Raw genomic sequence first — 25,442 nt, forward strand, 5'->3', positions numbered from 1 at the left:
TAGCAATTAGAAAAGGTAGCGACGTTGAAAAATGTCGCTATTTTTTTTTACTTTTAAAACTAAAAAATGAAATTCTACTGGATCAAGACAAATTGGATCATCAAAAAGATATTTTCTAATTATAGTTGGGATGTTTCCGATGCAGGAAACATGGTGTATCTCACATTCGATGACGGTCCTATTCCTGTAGTAACTGAATGGGTTTTGGCAGAACTAAAAAAACACGGATTTAAAGCTACTTTCTTTAGTATTGGCGATAATATTGATAAGCATCCCGAAATATTCAATAAAGTAATCAGCGAAGGGCATTCCATAGGAAATCATACTTTTAACCATCTAAATGGCTGGAATACTTCTACTGAAGATTACATTGAAAATGTTGCACGATGCGAAAAAGCGATTGGCAAAAACATAAATCAGACTCTAAAATCCAGACTATTTCGCCCTCCTTACGGTAAAATAAAAACAGCTCAATCTAAAGCAATTCAAAAATTGGGCTATAAAATAATTATGTGGGATGTGCTGAGCGCTGATTTTGATACCACAATATCTAAAGAGCAATGTTTAGATAATGTGTTGTCAAATGTTAAACCGGGAAGTATCATTGTTTTTCACGACAGCGTAAAAGCATTCAAAAATCTTGAATACGTGTTGCCAAAAACATTGGATTTTTTAAAAGAAAATAATTTTAATTGTGATGTTTTGTGAAATCCAAAACCAATTTTACAATTGCTCCTGAACGATTCCAATAAGGGTATTAGCATCTAATTCTCCAGATTGTCTCCAAATCATTTGACCTTGTTTGTAAATCATCAATGTAGGCAAACCTTTGATTCGTAAAGCATCCGCCAATTCTTGATTTTTATCCACATCAATTTTAATCACTTTGGCTTTATCGCCAAGAGCAGCCGCTACATCTCTGATAACAGGATGCATTGAAACGGAAGATTCGTTCCATTCTGTGTAAAAATCTAGTAGCACAGGTACTTGAGTATTTATAAGTTCTCCAAATTTTGACATAAAACCAAAAATTTAATTTTTAAATTCACTAAAAAGAGATATTTATTTTACAAATGTAGCATTTTTAACGTATTATGCTACATTCGCCCCCTTTTTTAGTTCAATGACCGTTATTTCCGGCATAATTCCTACTCTACCAGGATAGGCATGAAAACCAAATCCTCTGTTTACATAAACGTATCGCCCTAGATTTTCATACAAACCAGCCCATTGTTTGTAAACATACTGTGCCAGACTCCATTTGAAATAACCCGGAATTTCAATTCCAAATTGCATTCCGTGTGTATGACCCGAAAGCGTGAGGTGATAATGTTTCTCATCATGTTGCACAACGTGTTCCCAATGCGATGGATCATGACTCATCAAAATCTTGAAATCTTCTTTCTTTAACGGTCCCGCAGCTTTGTTCAAATCTCCAGCCTGTTTGAAATTATGCCCCCAGTTTTCGACACCAACCAATGCTATTTTGGCATCTCCTTTTTCGATAAATGTATGTTCATTCAACAATAAATTGAAACCAATTTCGCCATACAAACTTTTTATAGCTTTGAAATTATCCTCTTTTGCAGCTTCTGATGGCCAAGTTACATATTCGCCATAATCGTGATTACCCAAAACGGAATATTTGCCATATTCGTGTTTTTTAATTCTATTGAACGTTTCTATCCAAGGATGCATTTCCTTAGCATCTGTATTCACGATATCACCAGTGAACAAAATCAAATCGGAATTTTGCTCATTAACCAAATCAATCGCGTAATTAATTTTTTCAGGATTATCAAAACTGCCACTATGAACATCTGATATTTGAGTAATCGTAAAACCATCAAAAGCTTCCGGTAAATCAGGAAAAAAAATACGCTGTTTGATTACTTTATAATTGTATTTCCCAACGGTTACTCCATAAATTAAAGATAAAAAAGGAACTGCCGCTAACCCCAACCCTACTTGACTGATAAACTTTCGTCTGGAATTAAGAAAATCTGTGCTTTTGTCATAATCTATAAAATAATTCACGGTCCCTGCACCCAATCTAAAAATGTCTTCCCCCATTAAAACTAGAGTCAAAATTAATTTTGGAACGTAAACAATCAGCAGCAAACCCATGACAACCATCATGTGTTGGGTTTGGCCAACGCTTCGGTCAAATTGCATTATCGAATAAACAATATATACTAAGACTACGATGCTAATGAACTGAATGGAATACAAAATTGGCTTTGATTTTATCAAAGTTTTTAATACTTGAAAAGTATAAAGCTCAACAATAAGAAGAATTAAGCACAAGAATACGATACGAAAGATCATTTTAATCAAATTTTAAACAAAATAACAAAAGAATTAACCAAAATGTTTTTTTATTAGTTAAAATTTAACGGTTGATTAAAGCTAAAGAACAGCTAAAATTCGAAAAAGTGAAATGTAAATAAAAACCGCAATATATAGTTTTAAATAATGCGGTTTTTAGTAAGTTGTAAATTGATTTTTTATTGTTTTTAATTCATCGATATATTTAAAGAGTAAACGTCTATACTAATTTTAGGAGATGTGGGATTTGTAATTCTCTTTAAATAAATTTCAACTGATTCATTCGTATTTAACTGTACTGTTCCCGAAATCGGAAAAGACTGTACAAATCCGCTATTGGTGTCGATAAAAGTTTCAGTTGCCTGAAGCGGAGTTACCGTTGTTCCATTTGTTCCAATTTTAACTAAATAAAAAACATAATTAGTGTTACCTGTTGCCCCTGATGATTCCTTAAAAGATACAGATGCGTTTACATTAAAAATCCTGCCTTTTTTACCTAAGTACGTCAATCTTCCTGTCGAATTGGCTGCCACTCTATAAAGATTACTCGAAGCTGTTGCATTTGTAATAACCTTATAATCTTGACTTACGTTTGTGGCGGTTGTTCGAGAAGATGATGTATTATTCGAATCATATAAATTACCCGTTGCAAACGAATCTCCTTCGGTTGGAATTCCTGCACAACGTACATTCCAACTGTTATTAAAATTATAACCTGCATAACTCCCAACTGTATAAGGTTTTACATAAGCCCCTGCACCCGAAACCGCCCCTGTAAAAACGACTGACTCCATAACAGCATCTCCTGTAATAGTAGGATCTGAAAATACATCAAAACCAATACTCGTTCCTGTAACTTCACTAAATCCTCCTTGTTTGGCCACTTGTCCAAATGTACCAACAATCTTTTCATAAGTACCAGAATTACCAAGAGGTAAAGCACCCCCAAACCATCCTGCATTGTTAATCAACAACTTTTCAATATTCTCATAAATAATTCCATTTGAATTGCCAACATATTGTATAATACTCACAAATACCAGCGAAAAGCCTTTGATAAGACCTACATTAGCCGAATTTGCGATAATACCATCTCTTAAAATTAAATTTTGAGTACCTACTGCTGTAATATTAAAAACATTTCCGCCTGATGCCACTAAAGTCAATACCCTAACTGACCCACCTGTTGTTCCCGTAAAAAGATCGCCACTAACTTTAACTAATTTATCCTCTCCAGAGTCCAAACCAGCAATGTAAGCATTATTCAATTCAATTGGTAAATCTAGTACCACAGCCCCATTTATCTCATACAAAGTTCCTGGGTCTAATTTATATGTGATATTACCACCTAAGGTCTTCTCCGCTGCCAAAACAGTAGCCAGAACATCTGTAGATTTTATACGTTTAAATTTAAGTCTGCCATTCGCGTCACTACTAATTCTGTTCCATGATACTGTAGTACTATTGTAATGATAAAAAGATTTCAAATCCGTATCGTACACGATCAACCCATCGGCAGGAGTCACAATAGCTATTCTCTGCGATGTAGTCATTCTTGGCGTAAGCATTCCCTGATTGGTTGATGACACATCCAAAACAGAACTAGCATGTGGAGTTATGGTTCCAATACCAACTTGGGCTGACATATTTGTTGTCATCGTTATCAAAAATAACAAACAGGCTTGTAATACCTTTTTAGCAAAGTAATGTTTTTTCATAACAAATTTATTATGTTAATATCAAAAATAAAATTAAAAATTTTTTATTAAAAATACCGACCAAAGGTAAATATAATCGACTAAATACATCTTATTTTACTACAATATAATATAAAAGTTACAAAAATTGATTTAACTATTTTACTCTAATAACTATTCATATTAATTTCTGTTTCTCTGGCATTTTTACATTAAAATAACTTTTTCTATTAGTTATTTTGAGTACTATTTTATGAACAGAGACAATTTTAAATAGAATTTTTTACAAATCCTGCAATCCTACACTCCTTTATATAACAAGTTTTGTACTTTTGAAAACTTTACAAAATCACAATTCATGTCACAACAAAAACGCCTTTTCCTCCTAGATGCTTACGCCTTAATCTTCAGAGGCTATTATGCTTTTATAAAAAATCCAAGAATCAACTCAAAAGGAATGGATACATCAGCCATTATGGGTTTTATGAATTCCTTAATGGATGTAATCAAAAGAGAAAAACCAGACCATTTAGCCGTAGCCTTTGACAATGGCGGAAGTCAACTTAGAAACGACATATTTCCAGAATACAAAGCCCATCGTGATGCCACTCCCGAAGCGATCAAAATTGCCATTCCGTACATTCAAGATTTACTGAAAGCCATGCATATTCCTATCATTGAGGTAAAAGGCTATGAAGCTGACGATTTAATTGGGACTATTGCAAAACAAGCTGAAAAACAGAATTACAAAGTCTTTATGGTTACCCCTGATAAGGATTTTGCACAATTAGTTTCCGACAATATTTTCATGTACAAACCAGCCCGAATGGGGAATGGAATTGAAATTTGGGGAATTCCAGAGGTTTTGGCAAAATTTGAAATCGAAAGACCAGAACAAGTAATCGACTTTCTTGGAATGATGGGTGATGCTGCCGATAATATTCCTGGACTTCCTGGAGTAGGCGAAGTAACGGCCAAGAAATTGTTGAAAGAATTTGGAACCATGGAAAATCTTTTAGCCAACACTGACAAGCTAAAAGGAAAAATGAAAGAGAACATTGAAGCGAACAAAGAAAAAGGATTATTATCCAAAACCTTGGCAACCATTTTACTGGATTGTCCCGTTATTTTTGACGAAACAGATTATGAATTATCAACTCCAGATGTCGAAAAAACGGATGCGCTATTCAATGAATTAGAATTCCGTAGAATGGCGGAACAATTTGATGCCATATTCAAAAAAGGGGGAAGTGCAACCGCCACCAGCAATCCAGTTGACGAAACTAAACTGTATAAAAAACCGCAACCAAAAAACGAAGAGCAGTTCGACCTTTTTGGAAGTGCCATCCAAGATGATTCTTCGGAAGAAACCCGTCATCAATACTACAATTCATTAGAAAATACAGCTCATTCATACCAGATAATACAAGGTGATTTAGGATTGAAATTGCTGTTACAGAATTTACAAAAACAAACTTCAGTGTGCTTTGATACGGAGACTACCGGACTTGATGCCTTACACGCAGAATTGGTTGGGATATCTTTCTCTTACGAAAAAGGAAAAGGATTCTATGTTCCTTTTCCGGAGAATCAAGAGGAAGCACATACTTTAATCGGGAAATTCATTCCTTTTTTCGAAAATGAAAGCATTGAGAAAATTGGTCAGAATTTAAAATACGATTTAAAGATTCTTTCAAATTACAATGTTACCGTGAAAGGAAAATTATTCGATACGATGATTGCCCATTATCTGATCAATCCGGATATGCGTCATAATATGGATATTTTATCGGAAACGTATTTAAAATATTCGCCTCAATCCATTGAAACTTTAATTGGTAAAAAAGGAAAAAACCAAAAATCAATGCGTGATGTTGAACTGGAGGAAATCAAAGAATATGCTGTTGAAGATGCTGATGTAACCTTGCAACTCAAGGAAATATTCACCTTAGAATTGGATAAAACTGGAACCAAAAAACTTTTTGAGGAAATCGAAATTCCATTAGTAAAAGTTCTGGCTGATATGGAAAAAGAAGGAATTCGTGTTGATGTAGATTTTTTAAAATCACTGTCGAAAACATTAGCCGATGACATTAAAATATTAGAAGCAAACATATTTGAAACTGCCGGAGAGAAATTCAATCTGGCTTCCCCGAAACAACTTGGCGATGTTTTATTCGATAAATTAAAAATTGGAGGCGTAAAACAAAAGAAAACCAAAACCGGTCAATATGCAACTGGAGAGGAAATCTTAAGTTATTTGGCTGCTGAAAACCCAATTGTAAAAGACATTCTGGATTGGCGACAATTGGTAAAATTACAAAATACTTATGTCGAGGCTTTACCAAATCAGGTTGACAAAATAACAAATCGCATTCACACCGACTACATGCAAACCGTTGCAGCAACCGGACGTTTGAGTTCGAATAATCCCAACTTACAAAATATCCCGATTCGCACGGAACGTGGAAGACAAATTAGAAAAGCATTTGTGGCCCGAGATGAAAACTACACGTTGGTTTCTGCAGATTATTCTCAAATAGAATTGCGTGTAATAGCTGCATTAAGTGGGGAAGAAAACATGATTAAGGCATTCCAAAATCATGAAGACATTCACAAATCTACCGCTTCAAAAGTATTTAATGTTCCGCTGGAAGAAGTGACTCGCGAGCAACGAAGTCATGCCAAAACGGTAAATTTTGGAATTATATACGGGGTTTCGGCTTTTGGATTGAGTAATCAAACTAACTTATCCCGCAAAGAAAGCGCTAATTTAATTGAGGCGTATTATCAAACTTATCCAAGATTAAAATCCTACATTCAAGAACAAATAGATTTCGCGAGAGACAATGGTTATGTACAAACAATCCTAGGACGTCGTCGTTATTTGAAAGATATTAATTCGCAAAACGCCATTGTTCGTGGCGGTGCAGAACGAAATGCGGTAAATGCACCAATTCAAGGAAGTGCTGCCGATATCATCAAAATTGCGATGATTAATATTCATCAAAAACTAACATCTGAAAACTGGAAAAGCAAAATGTTATTACAGGTTCACGATGAGCTTGTGTTTGACGTACATAATGATGAACTCGAAAAAATCAAACCGATGATCAAACATGAAATGGAACATGCTTTCAAATTAGATGTTCCGCTGGATGTTGATTTAGGTGCGGGAAAAGATTGGTTGGAAGCGCATTAAATATCTTCCATAATACTTAAAAAAAATCTCTAATCATTCAAAAACGATTAGAGATTTTTTTTACAGTTATATTAAATGAGTTGCTACAAATTTCTTGTTGACTCTCTTTCTTTCAATTTTGTCTTGATTACAACGGTTTCATAAGGAACGTGCTCTTCTTTAGATTCTAATCTATCAATAAGTAATTTAGCAGCCACCTCTCCTATTTCTATCCCGTGCTGACTTACCGTAGTTAAACTAGGAGACAATCTGCGGGAAGCAAGAATTCCGTCAGCGAATCCTATAATAGAAATATCTTCTGGAACTTTAAATCCTTTTTTGAGTGCTATACGCAAAGCGGCTACTGAATCATTCTCTTCTAAAGCAAAGATTCCGTCTATTTTGTTTTCAAAAACTTTCTCAATTTTATCTTTTAAATCATCTTCTGAATCCGTTCTTAAAATGATATCGTTATTTAACGAGATATTATTATTTTCTAAAGCTTTCAAATACCCTTCAGCTCTTAACTTCCCTACACTCAAATTATCAATAGAGGATAATAAAGCGATATTCTTACATCCTAAATCAATTAAATGTTGGGTCGAATTTAAAGCGGAGTCAAAATCATCTACAATTACTTTGTCACAATCAACGCCGTCTGCAATTCGATCAAACATAACAATGGGAGTTCCATCATTAATGATTGCAGAGAAATGCTCGTAATCATGATTTTTTTGTGCTTCTTCAGAGACCGAAACAATAAATCCATCAATGGTTCCATTGCTTAACATTTCCAGCGTATGAGCTTCTTTTTCTGCTGATTCGTTAGAGATACACATAATAACATTGTATCCTTTTTCATCAGCGATTTTCTCAATACCACTAAATACTTTTGCAAAAAAGGAATTCAGAATATTTGGAATAATAACACCAATCGTTTTGGTTTTTCTATTTTTAAGGTTAAGACCTATTACATTAGGCTTATAATTTTTAAGCTTCGCATATTCTTTAATTTTAACCTTTGTCTGCTCGCTAATCTCCGGACTATCGTTCAACGCTTTTGAAACTGTAGAAACAGAAACATTCAGTTCTTTAGCGATTTGTTTTAAAGTTGCTTTAGCTTTCATAAGGGTATATTTGGAGTAATTTTAATAATAAAAAAGTAACAAGATATGAATAAATAGATTATTACCCACTTAAATGACAAAAATAGCCAATAAAATGTAAAATTTGCTGCTGTAAATTAGAAAAATACAATAAAATTAAATCAAAATGACAGCACATTGGATTCAACTCAGGCAGAAGTGAGAAACACAAATTCAATCTTAGAATATAATTTTAAATATACATTTGATTATCAGAGTAAAAACGAGAAAAAAATATTCATTTAAGGTATTTGTATTTAAAATAATTAATTGTACTTTTGCAACCCCTTTATTGGGGATGGAATGTTTAATTAAAAATATATTATGGACGCATTAAGCTACAAGACACAATCAGCAAGCAAAGCCACAGTTACAAAAGAGTGGATTGTTGTAGATGCTGATGGTCACAACTTAGGTCGTCTTGCTTCAAAAGTCGCTATGATTTTGAGAGGTAAGTACAAGCCAAGTTACACACCACACGTGGACTGCGGTGATAACGTAATCGTTATCAACTCAGAAAAGATCAACCTTACAGGTAACAAAATGGACGAAAAGACTTATATTCGTCACACAGGTTATCCAGGTGGTCAAAGAACTTTAACTGCTAAAGTATTGCAAGCAAAAAACCCTGCATTATTAGTAGAGAAAGCTATTAAAGGAATGTTACCTAAAAATAAATTAGGTGCTGAACTTTTTAGAAATTTAAATGTTGTTGTAGGATCAGAGCACAAACAAGGCGCTCAAAAACCTAAAACAGTTAACCTTAACGATCTTAAGTAATGGGAGTAATTCACAAAATTGGTAGAAGAAAAACGGCTGTTGCACGTGTTTATGTTTCGGAAGGAACAGGAGTAATCGTTGTGAACAAAAAACCATTCGAAACTTATTTCCCAACTGCAACTTTACAGTACAAAGTATTACAACCGATGTCTATGACAGAAAATGTAAGCAACTTTGACGTAAAAGTGAACGTTTACGGAGGTGGTTCAACTGGTCAAGCAGAAGCTGTAAGAATGGCATTAGCACGCGTTATGTGTGAAGTAAATGCTGAAAACAGAGGGATATTAAAACCACAAGGTTTATTAACAAGAGATCCAAGAATGGTTGAACGTAAGAAATTCGGTCAGAAGAAAGCTCGTAAGAGATTCCAATTCTCTAAACGTTAATATTCAATCTGGATTTAATTCAGATTCTCACGTTCATAGACTGGTTTTATTATCAGCTTAAACGAAAAAGATGCTGAAATAAATTCAGCATAAAAATTTTAAAAAAAACAGTTGTTGTTGCTCTCCTACCGAGGTAGGAAATAGTTTAGCATCTAAATGTATAAAGCCGAGAAATCGCCATTTATGCATTGCTAATCAACAGAACGTAAACTAGAACAAAATGGCAAACAAAGTAGAAGTAAAAGACTTACTAGAAGCAGGTGTTCATTTCGGACACATGACTAGAAAATGGGATCCAAACATGGCTCCTTACATTTATATGGAGCGTAATGGCATTCACATTATCAATCTATATAAAACTGCAGCAAAAATTGAAGAAGCGAATGACGCTTTGAAAAAAATCGCTGCATCAGGTAGAAAAATATTATTCGTTGCTACCAAAAAACAAGCAAAAGACATCGTTGCTGAAAAAGCAAAAGCTGCAAACATGCCTTACATCACTGAAAGATGGCCTGGTGGAATGCTAACTAACTTTGTAACTATCCGTAAAGCTGTTAAAAAAATGGCTACTATTGATAAAATGAAGAAAGATGGTACTTTCATGACTCTTTCTAAAAAAGAGCGTTTACAAGTTGATCGTCTTCGTGCTAAATTAGAGAAAAACTTAGGTTCAATTGCTGACATGTCAAGACTACCAGCTGCATTGTTCGTAGTTGATATCAAAGCGGAACATATCGCAATAAAAGAAGCACAAAAATTAAACATTCCAGTTTTCGCTATGGTGGATACTAATTCTGACCCAAGAGAGGTTGAATTCGTAATCCCATCTAACGATGATGCTTCTAAATCAATTGATAAAATTTTAACTTTAGTTACTGCTGCAATTGTTGAAGGACTTTCTGATAGAGGTTCTGACAAAGAAGGTGAAGCTACTGCTGAAGTTGTTGCTGCTCCTGCTGCTGAAGCTGTAGAAGCTACTCCTGCTGTAGAAGCTGCTGCGCCAACTGCAACTGAAGAATAAATAAAATAAATTTAAAGATTGAAGGATTTAAAGATTAAAAATTATTAATTGTAGAATTAATAATAAGATCCTTAAATCTTTCAATCTTTTAATCTTTTAATCTTTAAATAAAAAAATTATGGCAACAATTACTGCTGCAGACGTAAATAAATTAAGACAAACTACAGGTGCCGGAATGATGGACTGTAAAAAGGCTTTAGTTGAAGCTGATGGAGATTTTGACAAAGCTATTCAAAACCTTAGAGAAAAAGGACAAAAAGTAGCTGCTAACCGTTCTGACCGTGAATCTTCTGAAGGAGCTGCTGTATCTTTTATTAATGCAGACAAAACTAAAGGAGCTATCATCACTTTAAACTGTGAGACAGATTTCGTAGGTAAAAACGAAGCTTTCGTAACTTTAGCTAAAGAATTAGTTGAAAGAGCGATTAATTACTCTTCTAAAGAGGAATTTTTAGCTTCAGATTTCAACGGAATTACTGTTGCTGAAAAACTAATCGAGCAAACTGGAGTAATTGGAGAAAAAATTGAAATCGGTGGTTTTGAAATTTTAGAAGGTGCTTTCGTTGGATCTTATGTTCACGTTAACAAAATTGCTGCTTTAACTGCAATATCTGCACCAATTGCTAATGGTGACGTTTTAACTAAAGACATCTCTATGCAAGTGGCTTCTATGGGAGCTGATACATTATCTTATAAAGATTTTGACCCATCTTTTGTTAATTCTGAACTTGCTGCTCGTATTGCTATCATCGAAAAAGAAAATGAAGAAGCAAAACGTTTAGGAAAAACATTGAAAAATGTTCCTAAATACATTTCTTTCTCTCAATTAACTGAAGAAGTTCTAAAACAAGCTGAAGAGGATGCTAAAGCTGAATTAAAAGCTGAAGGTAAACCAGAACAAATTTGGGATAAAATTATCCCTGGAAAAGTTCAACGTTTCATCTCTGACAATACTACTTTAGATCAAGAGAAAGCCTTATTAGATCAAAACTTCATCAAAGATGACAGTAAAAAAGTTAGCGATTATGTTAAAGGATTCAACGTTGAGATTACAGGTTTCAAAAGAGTTACTTTAGGATAATTTATTGCGAGGAACGAAATCACATTAGTAAATTTCACAACCCGAATTTATGTAAAATCCCATCTTATTTGAAAAAACGAGATGGGATTTTTCTTTTAAAAATAAAACCCTAAATTTGAAATACTAATAATTTTTTATGTTTAAAACCAAAAAAGATGTTGTGTTTGTTATTCTAGCCGGAATCTTCATTACCAATGCCGTTACCGCAGAACTCATCGGCGGGAAATTGATACAAATAGGTCCATTTGTAATGAGCATTGGTATTTTGCCTTGGCCTATAGTTTTCCTGACTACTGATTTAATAAATGAATACTTTGGAGAAAAAGGAGTTAAGAAACTGTCCTTAATCACAGCTGGTTTAATCGCGTATTCATTCCTTGTTTTACTTTTTGCGATCAATATTCCCGCTGCAAAAGGAATAAGCCCAGTAAATGACGACCAGTTTTTTGCAGTTTTCGGACAAAGCATGTGGATTATAGTAGGAAGTATTATTGCGTTCCTAGTTTCTCAATTGATAGATGTAACGGTTTTTTGGTTTTTTAAAAACCGAACCGGGAATAAAAAAATATGGCTAAGAGCTACGGGTTCCACAATTATTTCGCAACTGTTTGATTCTTTTATTGTTTTGGGAATTGCTTTTTGGTTACCCGGTAAAATTAACTTTGATACTTTTATCACATCTGCATTGACAGGTTATACTTTTAAACTCGGAATTGCCATTCTCTTGACTCCATTAATTTATTTGGGTCATCACATTATCAAGAATTATTTATCCTCTGAAAAAGAATAAAACATGGAAGAGAAAACAAGATGTAAATGGTGCGTTGGAATTGATATTTACGAAAAATACCATGATGAAGAATGGGGAGTTCCAGTTTATGAGGATCAAAAAATATTTGAATTTTTAATCTTGGAAACTTTCCAAGCAGGATTAAGTTGGATTACAATCCTTAAAAAGAGAGAAAACTTCAAACTAGCTTTTAATGATTTTGATTATAAAAAAGTAGCGCTTTATAACGAAGATAAAATTCAGGAATTGTTATTAGATGCGGGAATTATCCGCAATCAATTAAAGGTTCGCGCAGCCGTTTCGAATGCCTTAGCGTTTATGAAAATACAAGAAGAATTTGAAAGTTTTTCAAATTACATTTGGAAATTTACTAATGGTAAATCCATTCAAAACAACCGACAATCCTTGAAAGATGTTCCTGCAAATACTCCACTTTCTGATGAGATAAGTAAAGATTTAAAAAAACGCGGATTCAAATTCGTGGGTTCCACAGTGATTTATGCACACATGCAAGCCACTGGAATGGTTGATGATCATGTAGCCGATTGTTGGAAGAAAAGCTAGTATGCGTTGTATAGTAACAGTTTCCCACAAAATAGAATCATACAAATTCGGAATATGGATATTATTTACTTTTCAGAATTTTCATAAAATCAACTCTTTCTATTTCCCTGCAACCCAAACTTTCAAGATGGGGATTATAAACTTGGCAATCCAGCAGTTTGTAATTTTCTACTTTTAATTGGTGAACCAAAGCTATAAAAGCCACTTTGGAAGCATTTGAAACTTTTGAAAACATACTTTCACCACAAAAGACGTGACCTAAATCAATTCCATATAAACCACCAACCAAAACCTCATCTTGCCAAACCTCAACTGATTTTGCTATACCTAACTCGTGCATTTTACAATAGGCTTCAATCATGTCATTCGTAATCCAAGTTCCGTTTTGACCGTCACGTTCTATGTTTTGACAATTAGAAATTACGTCCCTAAAATTCTGATTGAAAGTCACCTTAAAACTATTCCGATTCAGGATATTTCGCATACTTTTAGAAACTATCAATTCATCCAGAAACAAAACCATTCTTGGGTTTGGTGACCACCACATAATAGGTTCACCATCTTCAAACCACGGAAAGATTCCGCTTTTATAAGCAAGTTGTAAACGTTCGGGAGATAAATCACCACCAATGGCTAAAATTCCATCGCGGTTGGCCTGGTCAATAGGAGGAAAAAATAAGGCTTGAGATAAATAATACATTTTTTAATTTCAAAAATCAATGGCAATTTCAAAAAAATAAAAAAGTCAGAAATTCAAGTAAAACTCAAACTTCTGACTTCTAAATTATAACTTTTTTATCTTTTAGAATGGCAAATCGTCAGCTTCTTCTTCGTTTAAGTTTGTTGCTGGTGCAAAAGCTTCAGCAGCAGGCATAGGTGGCATTTGTGCAGCAGAAGTAGCATCAGCTTGCAATTTTCCAATTCTCCATCCTTGAATAGTGTTGAAATAAACTGTTTCCCCTTGAGGATTTGTCCATTCTCTACCTCTAAGATTAATATCAATTTTTACTGGCTCACCTACTTGAAAACTATTCAATAAGTCACATTTATCTTGAACAAACTGAACTAGAATATGTTGTGGATACTGCTCATCGGTTGTAACAACTACATCTCTTTTTTTGAAACCTCCAGATCCAACTTCTTTAGTTTGATCGATCATTTTAATTTTTCCTGTAACTTCCATCTTCTCTGTTTTAATTGTTTTGCTCTATTTTTTTTTCTCTGCCAAAAGTACTTTCCATGCAGAAGAAACATCATTGGCATTCAAATATTTTTTGGCTTCAAGATGCACTTTATCAGCATCATCGGAACTTAAAACTCCTTTTACCGCAAAATTTTGCTGTACAAATATACTAACTTCTTCTGGTGTAGGCAAGGCTTCTACATTCCCTAACATTCCTAAATCATTTCCATCAAAAACCGAACTTTCTTTTATAAAATTCGGAATTGCATCTACTCCAATCCCTAAGGTAGATAACGGTTTTGGCACTTCAAAAAGCCCTTGATTTGATCTCGAATACCAATTGCCGCCTAATCTGGAAACTAAGTCAATTTTATATTGGTCGATTGCTCCATTTTCGTCTAAAACAGATTCGTCAATATGTATTCGCAAAACTTCGCAAAGCACTAAATTTCCAGCTCCTCCTTGTGTTCCCATTGGAATAATCTGCGTCACTTTGCATTCAAATTGAACAGGCGATTCTTTCACTCGAAACGGTTTTACCACTTCTGAAGCAATTGGCGTCAAGCCTGATTTTAAAAACTCATCCACACCATCAGCATACTCCGTACTTGCCAGAGAAATCTGTTGTACCATATCATAATTTACGACATTGATTACAACTTCCTTAGTAGCTTCGGCATTGATTAACGTGTGTTTTATCGAATTGTCACGAACCCGTCTCGCCGGTGAAAATATCAAAATGGGAGGATTTGCACTGAACACATTAAAGAAACTAAAAGGCGACACATTAGGATTCCCTTCCGCATCCATGGTACTAGCAAAAGCAATGGGTCTTGGCCCAACAGAACTCTGCAGATAACCTTGTAATTTAGCCGTTTCAATACTTTTAGGATCAATCGTAATCATATTTTTTATTTTTTTTCTGAAGATACAAAAGTAGACAAATCGAATCAGTTTTTGAAGGAGTACAACAAATTAGAATAAAATTAACTGTCGATTTTTTCTAAAAAAAATTCTTTGTCTAAAACTAAAATACAACAGGATTTATTTCGTTATATTTATCATTCAAATTTTCATTTATGCAGTTTTCTGAAAGAAGAAATACAACCCGTTGGATCATAATTTTTGCCTCTTTTTTAATCATTTCACTGATCCTATGGAACACCTACACTTTTTTTCAAATCTTCAAAAATGAAGAACGATTAAAGATGAATCTTTGGGCGCAAGCTCAAAAAACACTGATTAACGCCGGTGAAAATACCGATGTTGAACTTCCTCTTCAAATTTTTAGTGACAATACTTCGATTCCTATTATACTTACAGAAAATGATAGCATCATAAATACCGTAAATATTGACGAAGCTATTGTAAAAAACAAAAAAAAGGCATTTGCTTTTTTACATGATTTAAAAAGTGAAAATGAGCCCATTGTCATTGAATATGTCCCGGGAAAATTTCAAAAACTCTTCTACGGAAACTCGGCTTTACTGAATAAATTAAAATATTACCCCGTTGCTTTGGTGCTGATTATTGTGCTTTTTGGCGGATTGGTTTACAATTTTTACCGAAGTACCAAAATGGCGACGCAAAACAAACTTTGGGCCGGAATGGCCAAAGAAACTGCACACCAAATAGGAACACCGCTTTCTTCCTTGATTGGCTGGGTCGAACTATTGAAATCTGAAAATGTGGACGAAAGCACGACTTTTGAAATTGAAAAAGACATTGAACGTTTGCAAACCATAACCGATCGTTTTTCTAAAATAGGGTCAGAACCCAAATTAGAGAATAAAGACATCGTTGCAGAAACCTTTCAATCCTACGACTATTTGCAATCTCGATTCTCCAAACAAATAGAGTTTTCGTTCAAAGCACCAAAATCGCCAATTATGGTGTCTCTGAATCCCACTTTACACAGTTGGACGATCGAGAATTTGGTGAAAAACGCTATCGATGCGATGAAAGGCAAAGGAAAACTAGCTTTAGAAATTGAGCAAGAAGGCGACTATGTGAAAATAAACGTTTCAGATACAGGCGGTGGAATTCAGAAAAAACAATTCAAAAGCATTTTTGAACCTGGTTTTACTACCAAAAAAAGAGGTTGGGGATTAGGCCTTTCATTAACCAAAAGAATCGTGGAAGAATACCACAAAGGAACCATAAAAGTGCTGAATTCCGAAATTGGAAAAGGAACAACGATGCAAGTCAGTTTTAAGAAAGGGATTTAATTCAACGGAACACCAAACCAAGTAACTTTAGAGAACATTGTTTTTCTGCCTATTTTAGACTTGCTCAAATAATTTTTTACAAACAACGAGTGTTCTTCGGCTTGAGCCAAAGCTGCTCCAATTGATTTTTTAATGGATGATACATTAGATGCATTTTGACTACCAACAGAACCTACACTGTAAATATTGTTCTGGCAATTGACCAATTTCTCTTTTGGTGTTTCAATCATGCTGCTAATTTCATCATCAGATAAAGCAGGTTTGAACTTATTGTTTCTGTAATGAATAAAATCATTCAATAGAATAACTGCCAGATTCATTTCATTCACAATGGTATTCAATTTTTCAATATTTGTATTTTGTCGCAGATAAGTCAACTGTTGCTTTTTTCCTTCGTAACGCTCCAAAATCATGATGTTTTTCAATCCATTTTTCTCTATTCTTTCTGCCGAAGCAAATAATTGATCCTCCTCAGATAATGTATTATATTTAATGATTTCTTTCTCGAAATCAAAGTATTTCTTGGTTTTATTGATTTGAATTTTCCCTTCATAAAACTCAGTATTGGTAATAGGGTAATTCGAAAATTGCCACAAATAGTCAAATGGAATATGGGAAGCAATTATTGTAGCAGGAACTGCCTTAAAATAATAATTGTTTATTTTTTTTGAAAACCTACCATTATTTACATAGCCGGAACCCCAAGTTGGATCAAATATACACCACTTTTTATCAACTTTTGCAGCAACCCAAGCATGAGCTAAGTCACTTACTTTTCCGTTTTGCTTTGTATAGCCTTCAATTATATAGGATTGAACTCCTATTTTTTGCGAAAGCTCATTGAAAACCACTGCATAATGAATACAAACCCCTTTTTTAGTTCTTAACGTCTTTGCGATTTGTTCCTGTTCGGTTTCATTGAAATTTACGGAAAACATATTAGCAACATCATAGCTGATATTGGATGTAGTCCAATAAAAAACTGCCCTAATTTTATCCGTTTCTGTTTTGAAATTAGCGTTGATGTAGTTTGCAATTGCTTGTGTAGAAATTGTTGCATTTGCAGGAATTACGGCCATTTTAGTATCAACTGCAGCATATCCGGAATTTGCTTGTCCAAAACTAAGCAAGGAGAAAAAGAAAGAAAACAACAAAAAAATGTTTTTCATAATATATAATGTAGGCTTGATAAAGTAGAAAAGGGAACAGATTTACACCTATTCCCTTTTAAACGAAAACCATACCAAATTATTTTATTTATACAACTATTATAAATTGGTTTTTATGCTTGCCGCCAAAGCTTCAAATTCGTCTTTGGATAACGTTACTTTATTTTGAAAACGCATTTCATCCATTTCATTCAAGGGAATCAAATGAACGTGCGCATGGGGAACTTCAAGTCCTACAACTGCCATTCCGATTCGTTTACACGGAACCGTTTTTTCAAGAGCAACTGCTATTTTTTTAGAAAATTGCATTAACCCTAGATACAAATCATCTTCCATTTCAAAAATCTTATTGATTTCTTGTTTTGGAATACAAAGTGTGTGTCCTTTTGCATTTGGATTTACATCCAAAAAAGCCAAGAAGTTTTCATCCTCAGCGATTTTGTAACACGGAATTTCTCCGTTTATGATTTTGGTAAAAATACTTGACATGTTGAATCGATTAATCGTTTAAACCTTTAACTATTTAGTCGCGAGATATTTCCAAAATTTCGAATTTCAAAATACCATTTGGAACTGTGATTTCAGCAAATTCACCCACTGATTTTCCTAGCAAACCTTTCCCAATTGGTGAGGTCACAGAGATTTTTCCAGTTTTTAAATCGGCTTCACTTTCCGCGACTAATGTATAGGTCATCTCCATACCATTAGTTTGGTTCTTGATTTTTACATTCGATAAAACCAATACTTTAGAAAGATCTAAATGAGACTCATCAATTAATCTGGCATTCGAATGCACTTCTTCGAGCTTAGCAATACGCATTTCAAGCATTCCTTGCGCTTCCTTAGCCGCATCATATTCGGCATTCTCTGAAAGATCGCCTTTATCTCTTGCTTCAGCAATATCCGCAGATGCTTTTGGACGCATTACGCTCTTTAAATAATCCAATTCTTCTCTTAATTTTTTTAACCCTTCTGCCGTGTAATACGATACTGTACTCATAAATTCCTCATTTATATAAATAGAAAAAATCCCATCAGGACGGGATTTCTTTCCACAAAGATACTATTATTTTTTTTTCGCTTGTAAATATATGTTAATCATATATATTTCAAAGTTAAATAAATTAAATTTGTTTCACTAATACTTTGACACTATTTTAAAATGAAAAAATACGCACTTCTTTTTCTTATTATTCCATTCTTTTTATCGTGTAGTGATTCCGGTATAAACAACTCTAATCCATTTGTTCCAAATTATACTTTCTCAGTAGATATCAATATGAATTTACCTGCATATTCTAATCTGAAATTCGTTAGTAATGCAGTTTATATTTCTGGAATAGGCGCACGAGGTTTGATTATTTTTAATACTGGCAGCGGTTATAATGCTTTTGATGCTGCTTGCCCTAATCAAACGATTAGTGCTTGTTCTACAATGACCATAAATGGCATCAATGCCGTTTGCGGCTGCGATAATTCTGAGTACAGCTTATTCACCGGACAAGGACCTTTACAATACCCATTGAAACAATACCGAGTTCAAGTTAATGGAAATGTGCTTCGGGTTTATAATTAAAATCAAAAAAAATCCTGACAGTTAAACCATCAGGATTTCTCCATTAAAAGTAAATCATTATTCTAAAACTTCAACGTCAAACCGGCAAGGAAATTAATTCCCGCTTGTGGGTAATAGTATGGGTATATATCATACATGTAGCCGTTAGAAACGTATCTCTTATCTAAAAAATTATTCACTAAACCCGTCAACACAATTTCTTTGAAGATGGTTTTAGGTTTAAAAGTATAGGCAACATTTAAATCATTGACAAAATAATCAGCCAATTTTGCAGCCGGTAATTCGATGTTGTTCATGTATTGTTCCCCGACGAATTTTTGCATCCATGAAATATGAAGATTTTCAATAGGGGTGTAAACCAAAATATTTCCCGCAATAATTGATGGCGAATACGCAATATCTGTTGTGCCGTAATCCTGACCTTCTACCGCTAAATCCGTATTTTTATTAGCACTCAAAGTAAAATTAGGACGAATAATCAATTGATCTGTCAACGCTATTGTGGCATCAACTTCCAGTCCTAAACGATAACTTTTTTCACTGTTAGAGCGTATTGGAGCACCTACATCATCTAAACTCCCTGTCAAAATCAATTGATCTTTATAGGCCATATAATACACATTCGAATTGATTTGTACTTTCTCCGCAACGTACCTCCAGCCCAATTCAAAGTCATTCAACTTTTCAGGCTTTACGTTTCCGCCTTCATAATCACTTCTATTAGGTTCGCGATTGGCTCTGGCATACGATAAATACACGGAATTTCCAGAATTGATTGTAAAGGTTAACCCGGTTTTAGGATTAAAAAAATTAAAAGTATCATCCACAAGTGTTGGCTGAACGCCATTGGCTTTGTAATTGACTGATCTATATTGCAAATCTCCAAACAAACTTAATTGCTCCGTGATTTGGTAATTGGCTTTAGCAAAAACATTTCCATCCGTTTTATTGGCATAATCATCATAATAACGATTTCCTAACTCACTCTGAGAAGCAAATCGTGCCCAAATGACTTTTCCAAAATGGTCGCCTTCATACTTGTTCCAACCACCTCCAAAAATCAAATCCAGTTTTTCATCTTTATAATTAGCCGAAAATGTAGTTCCATAAAAATCATTTTCCAACCATTTCTGACGCACTAAATCCGTTGTTGAAACTGCACCAACGGGCTGTAATCCATAATCGGCAAAATCAGCGCCTTCTTTATAGTTTTCATAAAATCCTTTGCCTTTTGTGTAATGCAACGCAAAATTCGTACTCCAGTTGTCGGATATTTTTTCGTTCCAAAGCAATTGCGAGTGATCTTGCTGGTAATTATCGGTTTCATTGTCATAGAAACGTGCATTTCCTTGTTCGTCCGTGAAGGCACCTGCTGAATTAAACGTTCGGTCATTTTTTAGCGTTTCACCATCTATTCCGTTCCAAGACTGATACGTTTTTTCGGTCCCACCAAAAACCAATGCTTTTATCAAAGTAGTTTTACCCACATACGTTCCCTGAAGAAAATACGATTTCAAATCAGATGCTCCGCGATCTATAAATCCGTCCGACTTAATCGCTGATAAACGTCCCGCAATTTCAAAATGATCATTCATCAAACCCGTACTGAATTTTACAGTGTGTTTTCTGGTATTAAAACTGCCCACCGAATTTGAGATTTCACCCGAGCTATCTTTGGCAAAATTATCCGTCAACATGTTTAAACTCGCCCCAAAAGCCCCGGCTCCATTAGTAGAAGTTCCTACGCCGCGTTGCAATTGCAAACTCTCTACTGAAGAAGCAAAATCAGGCATATTCACCCAAAAAGTTCCGTGACTTTCGGAATCATTGTAGGGAATTCCATTGATGGTAACATTTACACGTGTTGCATCGCTACCACGAACCCGAATTCCGGTGTAACCAACACCATTTCCAGCATCAGAGGTCGTAACAACTGATGGTAAATAATTCATCAGAATAGGAATATCCTGTCCTAAGTTTCGGAATTTGATTTCCTTTTTGCCTAAATTACTAAAACTAACCGGCGTTTTTGTTGTAACCCGCACCGCTGACACCAAGACTTCATCAAGTTGGTTTAATTTCGTAGTGTCTTTTACTTGAGCAAAAGAGAGAAAAGAAAATAGAGAAAAGAAAATAGAAAATAGACGAATCGAAAGTATGTTTGATAGTTTCGCCTTTGCGCCTTTGCGGCTTGTAAAATAAAATAAAGTATTCATCCGTAAATAAGATTACGAATAAAAGGGGGAATTATTCCTTTTGTTAAATTAATAAATGATTGTTTCCTATGACAAATAGATAGTGTGCACGCTATTTTTTTGTCATTTTTTCCCTTAGCGACATTACTCGCCCAGGTTCGTTGGGTATGATCTCAGCTCGTTATTTAGAGCACCCCTTTGAGACAGCGCAAAACTAATTATAAATTGTGAATTATAAATTATGAATTGGAATAAATTTTAAAAATCAGGTTTTCTGCGTGTTTTTTTAATTTCAGAAATAGTTTTTTTATCCTTTATTCGCTTTCTAATGACAGATTTAGGGATTCTGGTGGGCTTTCTTTCCTTTGGAACAAGCAATGCATTTTTTATTAGTTCCAAAAATCGCTTGGTCACAATTTCTTTATTTCTAAACTGACTGCGGTCTTCATCACAGTTCAAGATTAAAACAGCATCAGTAGTCAATCTGGAAGATAATTTAGTTTCAACCAAAAGTTTCTCTTCTTCTGTTAAAGCCTGAGAATGGTGCAAATCAAAACTCAACACCACCTTCGAGGAAACTTTATTTACGTTCTGACCACCGGCTCCACTGCTGCGGACGGCTTTAAAACTTAATTCGGATATGATTTTTTCAATTTCCATTGCAGTTAAATTTTCAGGACTGGTGTGCCGGTTTTAATAAATCATTCACTGTTTTTACCGGATTAAAAGTAATTAACGGCACCTGAACAAATACAGTCAACCAGTTTGCCATTGCGCCGTTCCATAAACCCGGTAATTCATATCCTTTAATATTTTTGCCTGTTACATTTTTCGCTACAATAAAACCACTATTATTATCCACAAACTGAGTCAGATCAAATTTCTCTTTTTTATAATTTTTAATACCACAAACTAAATCAACCGGATTGAAATGGGTGGCAGCATTCAGAATTATCTTTTGATTCTCATTAGCCAAATCAACCTGGGAACTTTCTACAATTTGTAAAGAGACCGTACCTTGATTATTTCGTACCCAAAATGGTCCTCCACCTGGCTCACCTTCATTTTTTACCATTCCACAAACACGTATTGGTCTGTTTAAAATAGCTTTTACTTCCGTGATTTTATTTTCCAAACTGTCCGTATGAAAAGTTTCCTTCATTGTAATATTTAACTTTTCCTTCAAAAAAAGAATAATTTCATATATCAAATCGGGTTCAATTGATGCAACATCCAAAGCATTTAAATAACTAAAAACCTGCTGTTGAATCGCCAATAATATTCCAGCTAATCCTTTTTTATACAAAGAAATTTTCTCTACATTGTTTTGAATTACATTGTCAATATTTTTGATAAAAACAATATCAGCTTCCAAATTATTCAAATTCTCAATCAAAGCGCCGTGGCCTCCCGGTCTAAAAACTAATTGTCCATTTTTATCCCGGAACGGCTTATTTTTCATAGTTACCGCAAGCGTATCTGTGCTTTTATTTTGATACGAATAATTAACATTTATTGTCACGTCTGATTCCTTTTCAATTTTAGATTTAATAGAATCAACAATGTCTTCAAATTGCTTTTGATGTGATTCTGAAATCGTAAAATGCAAATGGGAACCATTATTAGCACTCGAATAATGCGCACATTCTCGTAAATGTTCTTCGACTGGTGTTGCAATATGGGTTTTATATTTATGAAAAGGAAGAATCCCTTTAGGTTGATTAGCAAAATCAAAATAATCCGCTGACAGCAGAAATTTTATAAAATAATAATTTTTCAAACTTCGGTCCAAAGTATCAAAATCAGTAAATTCAGCTCTCAGTTGCTTGTCAACTACTTTGAAAAAAGGAAACTTCTCCATTCCTACTATGAAAATAGAAAGCTTACTTGCTTTTTTTCGATTGATGTACGCGTTTATCGATTCGTTTTCAACATCAAATTCATTGAGAAATTCTGTTAAAAATTTAAACATTCTGCTGGCTGCTCCAGAAGCAGGAACAAATTTATTTAATATCAAGTTTGATTTATTTGCATCAAAAAAACTGGCTTTTTCTTGAAAATCTTTCTCAGATAATTTCAAAATCCCGTTAGATATGGATGCAGGCTCAATTAATTCCGTTTTAGGAATTCCGTTTTTAAAAAAATCTAACTGCTCGACAATATTTTCAAAAGGAATTTCATTGTTGTAGATTTGAACAAAATCAGCCGATGAAAATCCTAATTCTCTGGCTTTAGTCAAATTATCAATTATAGCAACTGCCTTTTTTAGTCGCAAGTCCTTGTCTCCCGAAAGTGTTATAAATGGTTTATTATTATCGATTAAAGATTGCTTAAAAACCGTAAAAATAGATTTTCTCCCCTCTGCTTTGTCTCTTAGGTCATCTCTTTCCCATGGTACATCAATGTCGGTCAGAAAAAACAAATCATATTCATGTTCGCAAGCTGCTTGATGAATCAAAGCGTCACAATAATTATAATAAACTTCCGAAAAAACCTTGGTCACCATTAAATTCGTGTCACAAAAAAGATATTTATTGGCAATCAGTGTTCGCTCGTTTTCTAATTTAGTTTGACCATAAGCAATGGGTAGCATGTCATCAAGAGTGCATATTTGCTGACTTGAATTCCACTTTTCCTGAAGATAATCGCGTGCAAATTCTGGAACCCAGTCGGTTTTATAATATTCCGCAAGCTGTCTGGCCAAAGTAGTTTTGCCAGTGCTTTCGGGACCAAATAAAGCTATTTTAATTATTTTTGTAGCTCCGTTTGAGAGCTGTCTGAGATTTTCTTCCATTCTAAATAGCCAAAAATGGCAACTATGGTAAATACTATATATTGAAAACTGGTAAAAGTATAGCCTTTTGCAAAATACAACGGAATGGAAATTACATCTCCAATAATCCAAAATATCCAATTCTCTACTTTTCTTTTGGCCATGAGCCACATTCCGACAAAGAAAATCCCTGTAATAAATGTATCTACATACGCGTACCAAGTAGTAAATTTTTCGAAATAATGATATACCGAAACCACAAAGGCTACGGTAAATATAAAAAGAATTATCGCAATTCGTTTTTCAGAACTCGAAATTTTTGAAATGGGGAATTCTTCAGTATCTCCTTTTTTCCGAGTCCAATGGTACCAGCCATAAATACTCATCACAAAATAATAGCCATTGATCATCATATCGCCCCATAAAGTCCATTTCCAAAGTAAATAAACAAATATAGATGTACTTACTAATCCAGTTGGAAAAACTAAAATATTGTCTTTTTTGGCGTACCAAACGCTTAATAATCCAAAGATGACAGCAACAATTTCTAAAAAAACATCTAATGTTGGGTATTGGCTGTATTGCGAAAAAAAATAATCAATCATTCAATTATGCGTTAAAAAAGTTATTATTATTTTCAAAAGCGGTTCCTATAATTACTAAATCGGCTCCGGAATCATAAGCGTTTTGAATTCCTTGCAAATCTACAATTCCGCCACCAACAAGTAAGGGAATTTCAATATTTTGAGCAACTAATGCAATCATTTCTAAAGGAACAAATTGTTTAGCGCCACTTCCCGCTTCCAGATAAATCAATTTATTACCTAACATTTCCCCTGCTTGTGCCGTTGCTAGTGCTAAATCAAGATTATTTCTATCTAAAGGCTGGGTTTTACTCACTCTTTCTACGGCTGTTTCAGTTCCACTTTCAATCAAAATATATCCTGTAGAAATGATTTCGAGTTGGGTTTTCTTTAAAACAGGTACTGCTTTTACTTGATATTCAATTAAATAATCCGAATTGCGACCAGAGATTAACGACAAAAACAAAATCGCATCGGCTTTATCTGAAATTTGAGATGGGTCTCCGGGGAAAAGAACAATGGGTAAATCACAATTTTGCTTGATTTCTAAAATCAATTCGTCTTGAATATTTGTTGTAACCTGGCTTCCGCCAATGAAAATATGCGTTGCCGGTGATTGGTCTATTTTTAAAATTAGTTCTGCTACAGTGTTCAAATCAATTTTATCAGGATCAAGAAGGATAGCTAATAATTTTTGATTATTCCTTTTGGCTTGTATTATTTGGCTGTATAGGTTCTCCATAAGTTTTACCGCTAATTAG

Annotated in this window: 25 protein-coding genes; 10 read left to right on the forward strand and 15 right to left on the reverse strand. The window is 34.3% G+C overall.

Going from position 1 to position 25,442, the window contains the following annotated elements:
- Positions 1-66: 66 nt before the first annotated feature.
- Positions 67-708, forward strand: coding sequence for a polysaccharide deacetylase family protein (locus tag DR871_RS02435; RefSeq protein ID WP_113665001.1), 642 nt, complete (start codon positions 67-69; stop codon positions 706-708).
- A 15-nt stretch (positions 709-723) separates the two neighbouring features.
- Here DR871_RS02435 and DR871_RS02440 read toward each other — a convergent pair whose 3' ends face one another.
- The 3 genes from DR871_RS02440 to DR871_RS16385 form a co-directional block, all read right to left on the reverse strand.
- Positions 724-1,020 (reverse strand): thioredoxin family protein, encoded by a 297-nt coding sequence (locus tag DR871_RS02440; RefSeq protein ID WP_113665000.1) that lies wholly within the window; start codon positions 1,018-1,020, stop codon positions 724-726.
- 72 nt (positions 1,021-1,092) lie between these two features.
- Positions 1,093-2,328 (reverse strand): metallophosphoesterase, encoded by a 1,236-nt coding sequence (locus tag DR871_RS02445; protein ID WP_113664999.1) that lies wholly within the window; start codon positions 2,326-2,328, stop codon positions 1,093-1,095.
- A 188-nt stretch (positions 2,329-2,516) separates the two neighbouring features.
- Positions 2,517-4,046, reverse strand: coding sequence for a hypothetical protein (locus DR871_RS16385; protein ID WP_165355298.1), 1,530 nt, complete (start codon positions 4,044-4,046; stop codon positions 2,517-2,519).
- A gap of 337 nt (positions 4,047-4,383) precedes the next feature.
- Here DR871_RS16385 and polA point away from each other — a divergent pair, with 337 nt between their 5' ends.
- Positions 4,384-7,227, forward strand: coding sequence for a DNA polymerase I (gene polA / locus DR871_RS02455; protein WP_113664998.1), 2,844 nt, complete (start codon positions 4,384-4,386; stop codon positions 7,225-7,227).
- Positions 7,228-7,310: 83 nt separating this feature from the next.
- Here the strand turns inward: polA and DR871_RS02460 are convergent, their stop codons facing one another.
- Positions 7,311-8,333: a LacI family DNA-binding transcriptional regulator gene (locus DR871_RS02460; RefSeq protein ID WP_113664997.1), complete on the reverse strand. Its 1,023-nt coding sequence runs from the start codon at positions 8,331-8,333 to the stop codon at positions 7,311-7,313.
- Positions 8,334-8,675: 342 nt separating this feature from the next.
- Between DR871_RS02460 and rplM the strand changes: the two genes are divergently transcribed.
- The 6 genes from rplM to DR871_RS02490 all read left to right on the forward strand — a co-directional run bounded on the left by rplM (position 8,676) and on the right by DR871_RS02490 (position 12,973).
- Positions 8,676-9,131: a 50S ribosomal protein L13 gene (gene rplM / locus DR871_RS02465; RefSeq protein WP_073204674.1), complete on the forward strand. Its 456-nt coding sequence runs from the start codon at positions 8,676-8,678 to the stop codon at positions 9,129-9,131.
- Entirely contained in the window at positions 9,131-9,517 is a 387-nt protein-coding gene (gene rpsI, locus DR871_RS02470) for a 30S ribosomal protein S9 (RefSeq protein WP_113634047.1), read from the forward strand. The genes rplM and rpsI overlap by 1 nt, the downstream gene beginning before the upstream one ends.
- 220 nt (positions 9,518-9,737) lie before the next feature.
- Entirely contained in the window at positions 9,738-10,538 is an 801-nt protein-coding gene (gene rpsB / locus DR871_RS02475) for a 30S ribosomal protein S2 (protein WP_113664996.1), read from the forward strand.
- Between the two features lie 118 nt (positions 10,539-10,656).
- Positions 10,657-11,619, forward strand: a complete 963-nt coding sequence (gene tsf, locus DR871_RS02480) for a translation elongation factor Ts (RefSeq protein WP_113664995.1) — start codon at positions 10,657-10,659, stop codon at positions 11,617-11,619.
- A gap of 136 nt (positions 11,620-11,755) precedes the next feature.
- Positions 11,756-12,409: a queuosine precursor transporter gene (locus DR871_RS02485; RefSeq protein ID WP_113664994.1), complete on the forward strand. Its 654-nt coding sequence runs from the start codon at positions 11,756-11,758 to the stop codon at positions 12,407-12,409.
- Positions 12,410-12,412: 3 nt separating this feature from the next.
- Positions 12,413-12,973: a DNA-3-methyladenine glycosylase I gene (locus tag DR871_RS02490; RefSeq protein ID WP_113664993.1), complete on the forward strand. Its 561-nt coding sequence runs from the start codon at positions 12,413-12,415 to the stop codon at positions 12,971-12,973.
- A 61-nt stretch (positions 12,974-13,034) separates the two neighbouring features.
- On the opposite strand, the gene aat is transcribed toward DR871_RS02490, so the two are convergent.
- The 3 genes from aat to DR871_RS02505 form a co-directional block, all read right to left on the reverse strand.
- The gene (aat, locus tag DR871_RS02495) at positions 13,035-13,673 is read right to left on the reverse strand and encodes a leucyl/phenylalanyl-tRNA--protein transferase (protein WP_113664992.1); all 639 of its coding nucleotides are present in this window, start codon (positions 13,671-13,673) and stop codon (positions 13,035-13,037) included.
- 102 nt (positions 13,674-13,775) lie between these two features.
- A complete protein-coding gene (locus DR871_RS02500) occupies positions 13,776-14,156 on the reverse strand; it encodes a DUF3127 domain-containing protein (protein ID WP_113664991.1) in 381 nt (126 codons plus the stop codon).
- Positions 14,157-14,180: 24 nt separating this feature from the next.
- A complete protein-coding gene (locus tag DR871_RS02505; RefSeq protein WP_113664990.1) occupies positions 14,181-15,062 on the reverse strand; it encodes a flavin reductase family protein in 882 nt (293 codons plus the stop codon).
- A 173-nt stretch (positions 15,063-15,235) separates the two neighbouring features.
- Here DR871_RS02505 and DR871_RS02510 point away from each other — a divergent pair, with 173 nt between their 5' ends.
- On the forward strand, positions 15,236-16,384 hold the full coding sequence (locus DR871_RS02510; protein ID WP_113664989.1) for a sensor histidine kinase: 1,149 nt from the start codon (positions 15,236-15,238) through the stop codon (positions 16,382-16,384).
- Here DR871_RS02510 and DR871_RS02515 read toward each other — a convergent pair.
- From DR871_RS02515 to greA, 3 genes are all read right to left on the reverse strand, one after another.
- Positions 16,381-17,553 carry a transglutaminase domain-containing protein gene (locus DR871_RS02515; protein WP_113664988.1) on the reverse strand — a complete coding sequence of 391 codons (1,173 nt, stop codon included), beginning with the start codon at positions 17,551-17,553 and terminating at the stop codon, positions 16,381-16,383. The genes DR871_RS02510 and DR871_RS02515 overlap by 4 nt on opposite strands.
- A gap of 99 nt (positions 17,554-17,652) precedes the next feature.
- Positions 17,653-18,042 carry an HIT family protein gene (locus tag DR871_RS02520; RefSeq protein ID WP_113634058.1) on the reverse strand — a complete coding sequence of 130 codons (390 nt, stop codon included), beginning with the start codon at positions 18,040-18,042 and terminating at the stop codon, positions 17,653-17,655.
- Between the two features lie 34 nt (positions 18,043-18,076).
- Entirely contained in the window at positions 18,077-18,553 is a 477-nt protein-coding gene (greA, locus tag DR871_RS02525) for a transcription elongation factor GreA (RefSeq protein ID WP_113664987.1), read from the reverse strand.
- A 162-nt stretch (positions 18,554-18,715) separates the two neighbouring features.
- Here greA and DR871_RS02530 point away from each other — a divergent pair, with 162 nt between their 5' ends.
- Positions 18,716-19,129, forward strand: a complete 414-nt coding sequence (locus tag DR871_RS02530; protein ID WP_113664986.1) for a Rieske (2Fe-2S) protein — start codon at positions 18,716-18,718, stop codon at positions 19,127-19,129.
- 62 nt (positions 19,130-19,191) lie between these two features.
- On the opposite strand, the gene DR871_RS02535 is transcribed toward DR871_RS02530, so the two are convergent.
- From DR871_RS02535 to DR871_RS02555, 5 genes are all read right to left on the reverse strand, one after another.
- Entirely contained in the window at positions 19,192-21,345 is a 2,154-nt protein-coding gene (locus DR871_RS02535; protein WP_113664985.1) for a TonB-dependent receptor, read from the reverse strand.
- Positions 21,346-21,582: 237 nt separating this feature from the next.
- Positions 21,583-21,984, reverse strand: a complete 402-nt coding sequence (gene arfB / locus DR871_RS02540; RefSeq protein WP_113664984.1) for an alternative ribosome rescue aminoacyl-tRNA hydrolase ArfB — start codon at positions 21,982-21,984, stop codon at positions 21,583-21,585.
- 13 nt (positions 21,985-21,997) lie between these two features.
- A complete protein-coding gene (locus DR871_RS02545) occupies positions 21,998-24,118 on the reverse strand; it encodes a DUF4301 family protein (protein WP_113664983.1) in 2,121 nt (706 codons plus the stop codon).
- Entirely contained in the window at positions 24,073-24,702 is a 630-nt protein-coding gene (gene pnuC, locus DR871_RS02550) for a nicotinamide riboside transporter PnuC (protein ID WP_113664982.1), read from the reverse strand. Before pnuC ends, DR871_RS02545 begins: the two co-directional genes overlap by 46 nt.
- 4 nt (positions 24,703-24,706) lie before the next feature.
- A complete protein-coding gene (locus DR871_RS02555; protein ID WP_113664981.1) occupies positions 24,707-25,423 on the reverse strand; it encodes a phosphoglycerol geranylgeranyltransferase in 717 nt (238 codons plus the stop codon).
- Positions 25,424-25,442: the final 19 nt, after the last annotated feature.

Origin of the sequence: Flavobacterium petrolei (genome assembly GCF_003314435.2) — a bacterium.
GTDB classification, from domain to species: domain Bacteria; phylum Bacteroidota; class Bacteroidia; order Flavobacteriales; family Flavobacteriaceae; genus Flavobacterium; species Flavobacterium petrolei.